Raw genomic sequence first — 12,741 nt, 5'->3', positions numbered from 1 at the left:
AAAGTATTTTTAAGTAAATTGAGTGCTGCAATTGCAAGTGAACTAGGGTTAGATTGTTTATAATTGTATAGTATGATGATCTGTATTGAAATTTTGTGAAATAGTGATTGTATTGATTCGTAAATCAGTACATTAATGTAAGCGTTGAGAAACTATTTAATACAAGCTTTAGTGTTTGAAAAACCACAGTTACGAGGGTGCACATGGCAAATTCTAATAAAAAACAATCAGGCGGATTTATTTCAAACGCTTTTGGCATGGCCAAAAAGTTAAGCGAAACAGGCTTAAGTGTGATCAATCATGTTGCTCCTGGTACGGTGAGTAAATTGAGCCACAGTCCTAAAGATGAATCCGTTGTACAAGGCACTGCTCAAGAAAAAAGTGCTTTTGAACGTAAACAATATGAAAATCCTCAACAAATGCTACGGGAACATCTACCCAATGTAACTGGGCAGCTTTTGGGGAAACATTATAAAAAAATCAATAATGTCGCTTCGTTTATTTCACCAGATTTAAACGATAAATTGTCTGATTTTATTTTTGATAAGCTGAATGAGTTTGTTTCAGAACTGACTTCTGTAGAAGCTGTTCTAAAAGAAGTGGGTGCAAAAAGTTTGGCAGAATTGGCCAAGGATCCTGAACGTTCACAACGGATCAGTACTGCGCTGGCGAATCAGAATAAAATTATTGCTGCAATTCAAGGTACAGTGACAGGTGCGTTTGGCGGCTTAGGCGCAATTCTTGATGTACCTAGTTCACTGGCTTTGGCACTCCGAAGTGTTTATCACACTGGGCGAGCGCATGGTTTTGAGTTGAATGCAAAAGATCATGCTGTTGTTGAATACATTTTTAAACAAATTGATCTAGGCACTGTTGCTGAAAAACACGCATTGATGGCGGCAATACGAACTTTTGCAGGGGTGTTGCAAACCCACAATGTGAGCCAATTGCAACAACTGTTAGGTTCAAGCAATGATATAGAGCTGTTAAAAAAATGGGTGGCAAATGAGGATGGTACATTTAAGTTGCCATGGATGAATAATCTTCCACATTTTAGCCTGTTGACACGACTTACCCCCTTAGCCACGATGGGCATCAGTGCTGCATATAGCTGGAAACTGGTCGATGATGCTACCGATAAAGCTCAAATCGTATTTTCTGGCGCAAGACAATATCTGCTACAGCATTCTGATGAAAAAATTGATGTATTAGATGCTTATGAAAAATTTAGTCAATTGATCTCAGACGCGCATCCGTTGCTTTTAGAAGACAGCAAAGTAGAAACGCTTGCAGAGAAAGTCGAGCCTCAGGTTGAAAATGAAGCAATTACCCATATTGAAGTGAAGGAAAAAACCAGTGAAACTGTTGATGAACCCAATGCTGAGCAAAAAGTTGAGCAGGGGATTCAAAAACTAGCTGAAACGCACATCGAAGATAAACATGCGACTCAGCAGCAAGACAAAGCGATACCCGTAAAACCTCGACGTACCGCGCAAAAGAAAGTCGCAGCAGTGGATACCACTACAGCGAAAGTAACTGATGTGGCGAAAACATCGACAACTGCAAAAACTGTAACAAAAAAGCGCACCCCGGCAAAAGCCAAAGCGGCTCCTGAAAATACGGTAAAAGCGTCTGAAAAAACGCAAGAAGCTACTGAAACAAAATCAGAAAGTAAGCCTGAGTAAGTTGAATCATTGATTTAGCCAAAGCTTGAAATGGTCAATATTTGACACCATGTTGAATGTTGACCATTTTTACTTCTTGGCTTACAATTGCATGCCCTCAAAAAGTGGTAATTTTTTGAGGCTTTTTATTAACGGGAGAATTGCCATATGGCAACAACAAATCAGTTGATCCGTAAGGGTCGCACAACTTTGATTGAAAAATCAAAAGTTCCTGCGTTGAAGGCTTGTCCACAACGTCGTGGTGTTTGTACACGTGTTTATACAACTACACCTAAAAAACCTAACTCAGCAATGCGTAAAGTTTGCCGTGTTCGCTTAACTTCAGGTTTCGAAGTTTCTAGCTATATCGGTGGTGAAGGCCATAACCTACAAGAGCACAGTGTTGTTCTTATCCGTGGTGGTCGTGTTAAAGACTTACCAGGTGTACGTTACCATACCGTTCGTGGTTCTTTGGACTGTGCTGGTGTTAAAGATCGTAACCAGTCTCGTTCAAAATACGGTACTAAACGTCCTAAGAAATAATCTTTTAAAGATTAGCTTCTTAAGAATATAGAGCCGCAATCCTTTATCGTCTCGCTTGTCTGATTTCTGCATTAATTTTGTGAAATTCAAGCGACGTGTAGTAAGGCCAGCGAATAGCACACGACACTTTGTGCTGATGCTGGATAAACCTGAAGTGTCATATTTATAGGTAGATTAAAATGCCAAGACGTCGCGTAGTCGCTGCTCGTGAAATCCTTCCGGATCCTAAGTTCAGTAGCCAAACAATCGCTAAATTCATGAACCACGTAATGCAAGATGGTAAAAAGTCTATTGCTGAAAGTATCGTTTACGGTGCTTTAGACCGCGTTCAAGAAAAAAATAAAGTAGACCCAGTTGAATTTTTCGAGACTACTCTTGAAAAAGTTCGTCCTATGGTCGAAGTAAAAGCACGCCGTGTTGGTGGTGCTACTTATCAGGTACCTATGGAAGTACGCCCATCCCGTCGTACTGCCCTAGCTATGCGTTGGTTGGTAGATGCTGCTGCTAAGCGTTCTGAAAAAACTATGGCGTTACGTCTTGCTGGTGAGTTGCTTGATGCAGCTGAAGGTAAAGGCGCAGCGATCAAAAAACGTGAAGATGTGCACCGTATGGCTGAAGCTAACAAAGCCTTCTCTCACTACCGCTTCTAAGCGGCTAAAACAGTCCCTAATCAGGAGAATACTCATGCGTACTGCAGCACGATTTAACATCGCCCTCTACCAAAGTGGGGGATTTGCGGGTATTTAAGTTGCCCATTACGTATCGAGTATCCGTACGCATCAATGCTTCATTGATGCGTCCTGTTTTAAACAACAAAATTTAGGAATGCAAGAAATCATGGCTCGTCAAACCCCAATTTCTCGTTATCGTAACATTGGTATTTCTGCGCACATTGATGCCGGTAAAACTACAACTACTGAACGTATTTTGTTCTACACAGGTGTATCTCACAAAATTGGTGAAGTACATGACGGTGCAGCAACAATGGACTGGATGGAACAAGAGCAAGAACGTGGTATTACAATCACTTCAGCTGCTACGACTTGTTTCTGGTCTGGTATGGGCAAGCAGTTCCCTGAACACCGTATCAACGTAATTGATACACCGGGACACGTAGACTTCACAATCGAAGTTGAACGTTCTATGCGTGTTCTTGACGGTGCGTGCATGGTTTACTGTGCTGTAGGTGGTGTTCAACCTCAGTCAGAAACTGTATGGCGTCAAGCAAATAAATATAAAGTGCCTCGTTTAGCATTCGTGAACAAGATGGACCGTACTGGTGCAAACTTCTTCCGTGTTGTTGAACAAATGCGTACTCGTTTAGGTGCTCATCCTGTACCTGTAGTGATTCCAATTGGTGCTGAAGAAAATTTCCAAGGTGTTGTTGACCTGATCGAAATGAAAGCAATCATTTGGGATGAAGCTTCTCAAGGTATGCAGTTCGAATATGGTGATATTCCTGCTGATCTTCAAGCATCTGCTGAAGAATGGCGCACCAATATGGTTGAAGCTGCTGCAGAAGCATCTGAAGAGTTGATGGACAAATACCTAGAAGAAGGTGATCTTTCTAAAGAAGACATCGTTGCAGGTATTCGTACGCAAACTTTGGCTGGCGAAATCCAACCAATGCTTTGTGGTACAGCATTCAAAAACAAAGGTGTTCAACGTATGTTGGATGCTGTAATTGAATTCTTACCATCGCCTACAGAAGTTAAGCCTATCGAAGGTATTCTTGACGACAAAGCTGAAACTAAAGCGATTCGTGAAGCATCTGATGAAGCGCCGTTCTCTGCATTAGCGTTCAAAATCATGAACGATAAGTTCGTAGGTAACTTGACTTTCGTACGTGTTTATTCTGGTGTTCTTAAACAAGGCGACCCAGTATATAACCCAGTTAAGTCTAAACGTGAACGTATTGGCCGTATCGTACAAATGCACGCAAATGATCGTCAAGACGTTGAAGAAATTCGCGCTGGTGACATCGCTGCATGTGTAGGTCTTAAAGACGTAACAACTGGTGATACGCTTTGTGATGAGAAAAACATCATTACACTAGAGCGTATGGAATTCCCAGAGCCAGTAATTTCTCTTGCTGTTGAGCCTAAAACTAAGGCTGACCAAGAAAAAATGTCTATCGCTCTTGGTCGTTTGGCTAAAGAAGATCCATCGTTCCGTGTACGCACAGACGAAGAATCTGGTCAAACGATTATTGCGGGTATGGGTGAGCTTCACCTTGACATCCTTGTTGACCGTATGAAGCGTGAATTTAACGTTGAAGCGAACATTGGTAAACCAATGGTTGCTTACCGCGAAACAATCAAAAAGAGTGTTGAGCAAGAAGGTAAATTCGTACGTCAAACAGGTGGTAAAGGTAAATTCGGTCATGTATATGTTCGTTTAGAGCCTATGGATGTTGAAGAAGCTGGTAAAGAATACCAATTCGCTGAAGAAGTTGTAGGTGGTGTAGTACCTAAAGAATTCTTCGGTGCGGTTGACAAAGGTATTCAAGAACGTATGAAGAATGGTGTATTGGCTGGTTACCCTGTTGTGGGTATCAAAGCGACATTATTTGATGGTTCTTACCATGATGTCGATTCTGACGAATTATCGTTCAAAATGGCAGGTTCTTACGCATTCCGTGATGGTTTCATGAAAGCAGATCCTATCTTGCTTGAACCAATCATGAAAGTTGAAGTAGAAACTCCAGAAGACTACATGGGCGATATCATGGGTGACTTAAACCGTCGTCGTGGTATGGTTCAGGGTATGGACGACTTACCTGGCGGTACTAAAGCAATTCGTGCTGAAGTTCCACTTGCTGAGATGTTTGGTTACGCGACTCAAATGCGTTCTATGTCTCAAGGTCGTGCGACATATTCTATGGAATTTGCTAAATATGCTGAAACTCCACGTAACGTGGCTGAAGGCATCATTTCTAAATTCCAGTCTGGCGGTAAAAAAGGTGACGACGAGTAATCTTTCGATTACTATAAGCCCAAACTAATTCATAGTTAAAAACCAAGTGCTCATGCAGTGACCCTGCATGAGTAGTTTAAAAAGGAAGCTCTCATGGCTAAGGCTAAGTTTGAACGTAATAAGCCACACGTAAACGTGGGTACAATTGGTCACGTCGACCATGGTAAAACAACTTTAACTGCTGCAATTGCAACAATTTGTGCAAAAACTTACGGCGGTGAAGCTAAAGACTACGCAGCAATCGATTCTGCACCAGAAGAAAAAGCACGTGGTATTACAATTAATACTTCACACGTAGAATACGATTCTCCAATTCGTCACTACGCTCACGTAGACTGCCCAGGTCACGCCGATTATGTTAAAAACATGATCACTGGTGCTGCTCAGATGGACGGTGCGATCCTTGTATGTGCTGCGACTGATGGTCCAATGCCACAAACTCGTGAACACATCCTTCTTTCTCGCCAAGTAGGTGTACCTTATATTCTTGTATTCCTTAACAAGTGTGACCTTGTTGATGATGAAGAATTACTTGAATTAGTAGAAATGGAAGTTCGTGAACTTCTTTCTACTTATGACTTCCCAGGTGATGACACTCCTATCATCCGTGGTTCAGCACTTGCTGCACTTAATGGTGATGCTGGTCAATATGGCGAATCAGCTGTACTTTCACTTGTTGAAGCGCTTGACTCTTATATCCCAGAACCAGAACGTGCTATCGATAAAGCATTCTTGATGCCAATCGAAGATGTATTCTCTATTTCTGGTCGTGGTACAGTGGTAACAGGTCGTGTAGAATCTGGTATCGTTAAAGTCGGCGAAGAAGTTGAAATCGTTGGTATCAAAGATACAGTTAAAACAACTGTAACTGGCGTAGAAATGTTCCGTAAACTTCTTGACGAAGGTCGTGCGGGCGAGAACTGTGGTGTTCTTTTACGTGGTACTAAGCGTGAAGACGTACAACGTGGTCAAGTACTTGCTAAACCAGGTACAATCAAGCCGCACACTAAATTCGACGCAGAAGTATATGTACTTTCTAAAGAAGAAGGTGGTCGTCATACTCCGTTCCTTAACGGTTACCGTCCACAGTTCTACTTCCGTACAACTGACGTAACTGGTGCAATCCAATTACAAGACGGCGTTGAAATGGTTATGCCAGGTGACAACGTTGAAATGTCAGTAGAACTAATTCACCCAATCGCAATGGACCCAGGTCTACGTTTTGCGATCCGTGAAGGTGGTCGTACAGTTGGTGCTGGTGTAGTTGCTAAAGTAACTGCATAATCGCTGATTGTGTAAAAAGAGCGCTCCTTTGGGGCGCTTTTTTTATGGATGTCCCGTCCTAGATAAGGTTGACACTTTCTAAACTTAAATTTGGAGAGTGTAATGAAAACAATAGTTAAAAGAACACAAAGAGATTACAGCTTAGCTTTTAAATTATCAGTCGTAGATCAAGTTGAAAAAGGTGAAATGACTTATAAACAAGCTCAGAGTAGATGTGGTATTCAAGGGCGTTCAACTGTTTTAGCTTGGTTAAGAAAGCATGGTAGATTAGATTGGAGTCAAGGCACCCCATTACGTCATGGAGAAAAACAAATGTCTGATCCTTTACCACTCATACCCGAACAAAGAATCAAAGAGCTTGAACAACAGTTATATGAAACAAAAAGAAAAGCAGAGTTATTTGAATCCATTATAAATATACTCGAACGAGATTACGGAGTAAGCACTACAAAAAAGCCACAAGGCAAGCCATTAAAGAAAAACAAGCGATAGGTTTTAGTATCACTGAATGTTGCCATTATCTTGATATCACTCGACAAGCTTATTACAAACAATGCCAGCAATCGAACCTAAGATATAGATATGAACAAAATGTATTAAAGCAAGTTCGACAAGAAAGAATGTTTCAGCCTCGTATTGGAACAAGGAAACTCCATTATTTACTGAATACGATAATAGGTATCACTATTGGTAGAGATCGATTGTTTGATTTACTCAGAGATCATCGTTTATTAGTACAACCTAAACGCGCATATCATAAGACAACAAATAGCCACCATCGTTTTCACAAGCATCCTAACTTGGTTAAGTTTGGAATTGGGCAAGTGATACCACAGAAACCAGAGCAACTTTGGGTTGCAGATATAACCTATCTTCCTATAGAAACAGGAGAAGCTTATCTGAGCCTAATCACTGATGCTTGGTCTAGAAAAATAGTGGGTTATCATGTGGATGACAATTTAGGTGCGGAAGCTGTTAGCCAAGCATATATCAAGGCATTAAAGGAACGTAAAGCACCACAATATTCACTAATTCATCATTCAGATCGAGGCATACAATATTGTTCAAAGAAATATCAGGAATTACATCAGAAACATAATATTCGATGTTCTATGACCGATGGATATGATTGTTATCAGAATGCTTTAGCTGAAAGGGTCAACGGTATATTGAAGAATGAATATTTACTTCATAAACCAAAGAATCTTGAAGAAGCTAGGCGAATGGTTGCAGAGTCTATAGAAATTTATAATGTCCGTAGACCGCATATGTCGCTAAAATACAAAACGCCCGATGAAATGCATCGAGCGTTTGTATGAAATAAGTGTCAACCTATTTCAGGACTAGACAGGATAAAATAAACCACCTATAAATTGTTAGACAATACCTATCAAAAGCTGTCCTTAACTGATATTTGTGTGACCTAATCTGCAATTATTAAACTTTCATAAAAACGTAATATAAAGAAAGAGAAAAACAAACATAAAGAATTTAAGTGAAACTCACTTAATAGGAGGAATCGCAATGAATGCAAAAGTGAATATTTCAAACCGTGCTGGTGCGTCTTTCCCTGTACGTCGTATGGATTTTAATTTTGACGATGTACCTGAATATTGGGCAAGTGGTTCAGCGGGTATTACACATTTCATGACTGCATTGTCAGCATTGTTCCCAGATGGTGAAAAACTTTTTATCGATTCTGTGCGTGCGGTACGTTATCACCCTGCGATCAAGGACAATGAAGCATTACAAAAAGAGATTAGTGCTTTCATCGGTCAAGAAGCTATGCACACCAAAGAGCATGAAAACTTTAATGCTTCAGCAAAAAAGTTTGGTCATGATGTTGAGAAATACGAGCGTGAAACAGGTATGTTAATTCAAGGCGCACGTAAATGGTTTGCACGTGTAGTCAAGCCTTTTGGTATGACTCAAGAAATGGTGGATTTAACCGCGACCACTGCATTAGAGCATTTTACTGCAACAATTGCTTCGCAACTGCTGGTCAATGGACATATTCAAAAGTTAATGACTGATCCAACCATGTCGTATATGTGGTATTGGCATGCTGTAGAAGAAAATGAACATAAAGCAGTGGCTTATGATGTTTATGAAGCAGTGTTTGGTAAAGGTATCAAAGCTTATGGCTTACGTACCACGGCTTTAGTTTTTGCAATGGTGCTCATCTTTATGGCGCAATCCTCTTTTGTGGTGCGTTTATTAAAAGAAGATGGCAAGCTCAATCTAAAAGAGCTCGGTATTATTTATAAATATGCTTATAGCCCATCTAAAGGCATTATCACAGGAATGACCAAAGAAATGTTGGCATACTTTAAGCCAGGTTTTCATCCAAATGATCTCGACACAGTGAGTTTGCTTGAGACATGGAAAGCGAAACTGGGGCTGTAACGATTAAAGTCAGCATTTTGGTTAAGGAGCAACAATTGTTGCTCTTTTTTATTAGACTTATTGGTTTAATTTCTTATAATTCATTTTTTATATTGAGTTGATGAACGCAGATGATTCGTTTAATGCAATCTTCAGATCTGCACGCTGTTTCTCAAATTGAAGACTTGGTACAAAGTCATCCTTGGAAAAAAAGTCAATTTGAAGAGTCTATAACAAGTTATCTAAGTACGGTGATTGAGCAAGACCATCAAGTGGTGGGCTTTTGTATTCTGCAACCTGTTTTAGATGAAGCCAATTTATTACTTATGGCGATTCATCCGAGCCAGCAGGGTAAAGGATTAGGCTATCAACTGTTAGATGAATCGATTGCATTATTAAAAAATAATCCAGTACAAATCTTTCTTGAAGTGCGTGAGTCAAATAAAGCCGCGATTGCGCTGTATGAGAAAGCCAACTTTCATCAAATTGATTTAAGAAAAAATTATTATCCAAATCAACAGGGTGGTCGTGAACATGCAATTATTATGGTCAAAGCCTGTAGTGATGATTTTTCAAAGTTATTTAAATAAGTCTAAGCAATATCGAGAATGCGAATAGCGAAAGCCGATTATTTAATAATCGGCTCATTCCATTCTGAGGGCAGGGTAGTCATCAACATATCGCCCAACTCTTGAATTTCTTTGGCTTCCAAGTGACGATTGATCCGTCGCCATTGTCCATCTAATAATAATTCAAATGGTGCATATTGAGATTTGTAATTCATTTTCTCGGCATGTGGAACCCAATACCCGAGGTAAACAAAATCTAGATTCAACGATTTTACATATTCAATTTGTTTGAGAATCGCAAAAACCCCCAGTGAACGCTTACTTTCATTTGGATCAAAGAAGGTATAGACCGCAGAAACGCCATCATCCAATTGATCACAGGTAGAGACACTAATTAAACGATCATCTTTCCACAGTTCAAGGAAAAAGCTGTTGGTACAACTGTGAATCAGGAATTTTTCAAATTGGTCATAACTGGGTGGGAACATATCACCATCGGCGTGTCTTTCAATAATATAACGCTCGTACAGATGATAATGCGTTTGTGTGGCCTCTTGGGTCGAAATAATTTTAACGGTTAAATCTTGATTGCGTTTCCAGGCTTTTTTCTGAGCACTGCTCATTTTAAATTCAGTCACTGGCACCCGACAAGATAAGCATTGGCGGCAAGGATGGCATTCAGGGCGATAAACAAAATCACCACTGCGTCTAAAACCTACACGCGATAATTCGGAAAGTGTGACAACATCAATACGATGTACAGGGTCGAGAAACACCATACGGGCAGATTTATTTTCTAGATAACTGCAATCATGCGGTGGTGTAATATAGTACTGTAAGTCGTTTAATAGGGACTTAGGATGATAAGAATTCATAAATCATGTCCCTCCTTTTATTTTCATTCCATTAAGCGCGATAAAATCGCTATTGTTTTACTTGAAAATACACGCTCTTGATAACTTTTCCAATCTATAGAGGGTTGTTTTATTACATCTTGTAACGATTTAAGGTATTCATGGCGAGAAAGTGTACAAGCACCGAGGCTGAGTAAGTGATCATTGACCAACTGACAGTCAATCCACGGTAAATTATTTTCTCGGCCCAATAACATCAGTGTGTAAAAAGCCATTTTGGAAACATCGGTTTGAGTGCTAAACATCGACTCACCAAAACAACCATGGCCAATCGCCACACCATACAGCCCACCTACAATTTTATCTTGATCCCAGACTTCAACACTATAGGCATAACCAGCTTCAAATAGTTGGCAATAACCGTGAATAATCTCCTCAGAAATCCACGTTTCATCCGCATAGCTACGTGGGAGCGAACAAGAACGGATGACCTGTTCAAAAGCATGATTGATGGTAATTTTATAATCAAACTTTTTCATATTTCGCAGTAGTGATTTACTTGGATGATAATCCTGAGGGCGAATGATGCAACGGGGCTCTGGACACCACCAACAAATTGGTTCACCTTCGGAAAACCATGGAAATAAACCATGCGTATAAGCTTCAAATAATGTAGAAGGCGCTAAGTCTGCGCCTATACAAATCAAGCCTTGTTCATCTGGATCAGCTTCTATTGGATCTGGAAAAATAAATTGTGAAAGGGGGAGTTGATTCACGAGAATTCATCAATAAAAAAGATCAGCTTTATCTTAGCTGATCATGTGATTAAATGTCTAAACAGACCTTATGCAAAAAGTTTCAAATGTTTTGCAATTTTGAGTTTGTCACTATCTAGAAAGAATTGGGCTTTCTCTTGAATAACTTCAAGGCTGGTTTTTGGATCTGAAACAGTGTTGCCTTGTTGGTCCAATACCAGCCAGCCTAATTGAGTCAGCACGTCCCAAACATATTGTGCAAATTGTGCGGCAGAGTCTAGCCCATCGATAAAGTGAGCGCGATAGAAGAGTTGGGTAAACTGATCGGCGGGAATACCAATCCCTGTGAGTGGGCAGGCCAAAACTTGATAATTGGTATGATAGCTGGCTTGCTCAAGGAAATAACGATTTAATTTTTGAGCATGTTCAACCATATCTGGATTTGAAGCTGCCTGACAAGGTTGTGCCAAACCTAAGTGACATAAAATCACCAAGGCATTGAGCAGCTTAGAATAGGTAATATTAGGGATGGCCTGTTCAAGCTCTGCAATCGTCTGTGGCTTATAGTCAGATTGTTTAAAATAAGCACCGAGGGGTTGATAAATCTCTTGGATTAAATCGAACTCACCTAAGTATCCTGAAATTGTTTTTGGTAATTTTTCTGGTGCCGTTAATAAGACAAAGGCTGTATTTCTCAAGCGATGCTGAATTTCTAATGCAGTTAAGGTGTTCTTCCCGCGGATATATAAGTCTTTTCTAAATTGTGTGTTGGCAAAATAATCACGGCATTGCTCTTTAAAAACTGGATGTTCAATGGTGTTTAAAAATTGCTGATGTTGCTCACTAAAATTAATGTTATCTAGATGCGAATTCAAATCTGTTGAACCCGCATAGGTCAGTTTAATTTCTTCTAAGATTCGTACCACTTGTTGAAAAGAAAAACACTGCCAATCTTGATTTAAGTATTCGTGGATCAAGTAGTTTGGATTTTGTTTTTTTAAATCTTGTACTTTATTGAGTGCATTTGGATTTCTTTGGGCAAAGAGGGGATTTTGCGCTAACAGCTCTTCACTAAAGTTAAGTGAATCATTTACTTTTTGTAGCGGGTTGGTACTGGTGCTATTAAATTTAAAATGACTGTGAAATAACTCGCGGACTGGCATATTGGCAGCCCAACCGGTCAAGCAGTTATAGCTGATATAGACAATCCCATTGGGACTTAAAAACTTTCGGATAAATTGCAAAATAATATGTTGGTTTTCGTGGCTAATCCAACTCCAGATCCCATGTAAACTAATCGAGTCAAACATCGGTAAGTCTTTGTTGAGTAACTCTTCAAAACTTGCATCATAGAAGTGATGCGGGACTTGATTTTGTTCAGCCAAGACATTGGCATGGGCAGCATGAGCAGGGTTAAAGTCTGTACCAAAAAATAAACCAAAACTGGATGCAGCATGAATATTTAGACTGACACCTTGACCAAAGCCGAGTTCACAATGTTTGTGACGTTCATTGGTAGGTGGGCAATCAACCCCATTGAGTAATAAGCAAAACTTTTGGTAATTCGGGCTTAAGTCTCTATAGTAACCATAGGTGTAATTTACTTCGGTCTGGTAGCCATCGGTCCACGCTGTTGTCATGTTTTTTCCTATAATTTGTATTCATTTAAACTCATTGTTCTTGTTTATTTATAAATCAAAAATAGACAAAC

11 protein-coding genes are annotated in these 12,741 nt (G+C 39.9%); 8 read left to right on the top strand and 3 right to left on the bottom strand.

What is annotated here, in order from left to right:
- The first annotated feature begins 203 nt into the window (after positions 1 to 203).
- The 8 genes from MTO68_RS18730 to rimI all read left to right on the top strand — a co-directional run bounded on the left by MTO68_RS18730 (position 204) and on the right by rimI (position 9,442).
- Complete coding sequence (locus MTO68_RS18730) at positions 204 to 1,685, top strand: EcsC family protein (protein WP_244013908.1); 1,482 nt, start codon at positions 204 to 206, stop codon at positions 1,683 to 1,685.
- Between the two features lie 147 nt (positions 1,686 to 1,832).
- On the top strand, positions 1,833 to 2,207 hold the full coding sequence (rpsL, locus tag MTO68_RS18725) for a 30S ribosomal protein S12 (protein ID WP_004648013.1): 375 nt from the start codon (positions 1,833 to 1,835) through the stop codon (positions 2,205 to 2,207).
- Positions 2,208 to 2,386: 179 nt separating this feature from the next.
- A complete protein-coding gene (gene rpsG / locus MTO68_RS18720) occupies positions 2,387 to 2,857 on the top strand; it encodes a 30S ribosomal protein S7 (RefSeq protein WP_004655203.1) in 471 nt (156 codons plus the stop codon).
- 187 nt (positions 2,858 to 3,044) lie between these two features.
- The gene (gene fusA / locus MTO68_RS18715; protein WP_004723654.1) at positions 3,045 to 5,183 is read left to right on the top strand and encodes an elongation factor G; all 2,139 of its coding nucleotides are present in this window, start codon (positions 3,045 to 3,047) and stop codon (positions 5,181 to 5,183) included.
- A gap of 93 nt (positions 5,184 to 5,276) precedes the next feature.
- Positions 5,277 to 6,467 (top strand): elongation factor Tu, encoded by a 1,191-nt coding sequence (tuf, locus tag MTO68_RS18710; protein ID WP_004723653.1) that lies wholly within the window; start codon positions 5,277 to 5,279, stop codon positions 6,465 to 6,467.
- Positions 6,468 to 6,569: 102 nt separating this feature from the next.
- Positions 6,570 to 7,786, top strand: a protein-coding gene (locus MTO68_RS18705; RefSeq protein ID WP_244013906.1) for an IS3 family transposase whose coding sequence is annotated in 2 segments (ribosomal slippage) — positions 6,570 to 6,915 and positions 6,915 to 7,786 — 1,218 coding nt in all. Because the reading frame shifts where the segments join, the coding sequence is not laid out codon by codon here.
- A gap of 205 nt (positions 7,787 to 7,991) precedes the next feature.
- Positions 7,992 to 8,873: a metal-dependent hydrolase gene (locus MTO68_RS18700; RefSeq protein WP_224964184.1), complete on the top strand. Its 882-nt coding sequence runs from the start codon at positions 7,992 to 7,994 to the stop codon at positions 8,871 to 8,873.
- A gap of 110 nt (positions 8,874 to 8,983) precedes the next feature.
- On the top strand, positions 8,984 to 9,442 hold the full coding sequence (rimI, locus tag MTO68_RS18695; RefSeq protein ID WP_004723651.1) for a ribosomal protein S18-alanine N-acetyltransferase: 459 nt from the start codon (positions 8,984 to 8,986) through the stop codon (positions 9,440 to 9,442).
- 38 nt (positions 9,443 to 9,480) lie between these two features.
- On the opposite strand, the gene MTO68_RS18690 is transcribed toward rimI, so the two are convergent.
- The 3 genes from MTO68_RS18690 to MTO68_RS18680 all read right to left on the bottom strand — a co-directional run bounded on the left by MTO68_RS18690 (position 9,481) and on the right by MTO68_RS18680 (position 12,670).
- Positions 9,481 to 10,296, bottom strand: a complete 816-nt coding sequence (locus MTO68_RS18690) for an arginyltransferase (RefSeq protein ID WP_244013904.1) — start codon at positions 10,294 to 10,296, stop codon at positions 9,481 to 9,483.
- A gap of 23 nt (positions 10,297 to 10,319) precedes the next feature.
- Positions 10,320 to 11,051 carry a leucyl/phenylalanyl-tRNA--protein transferase gene (gene aat / locus MTO68_RS18685; protein ID WP_239045015.1) on the bottom strand — a complete coding sequence of 244 codons (732 nt, stop codon included), beginning with the start codon at positions 11,049 to 11,051 and terminating at the stop codon, positions 10,320 to 10,322.
- 68 nt (positions 11,052 to 11,119) lie between these two features.
- Positions 11,120 to 12,670 (bottom strand): class I SAM-dependent methyltransferase, encoded by a 1,551-nt coding sequence (locus MTO68_RS18680; RefSeq protein ID WP_234623079.1) that lies wholly within the window; start codon positions 12,668 to 12,670, stop codon positions 11,120 to 11,122.
- Positions 12,671 to 12,741 lie beyond the last annotated feature (71 nt).

Origin of the sequence: Acinetobacter sp. NyZ410 (assembly GCF_022828975.1) — a bacterium.
Classification (GTDB): Bacteria; Pseudomonadota; Gammaproteobacteria; order Pseudomonadales; family Moraxellaceae; genus Acinetobacter; species Acinetobacter guillouiae.
The sequence above is the reverse complement of the archived record's forward strand: the minus strand, read 5'-3'. Positions and strand labels throughout refer to the sequence as shown.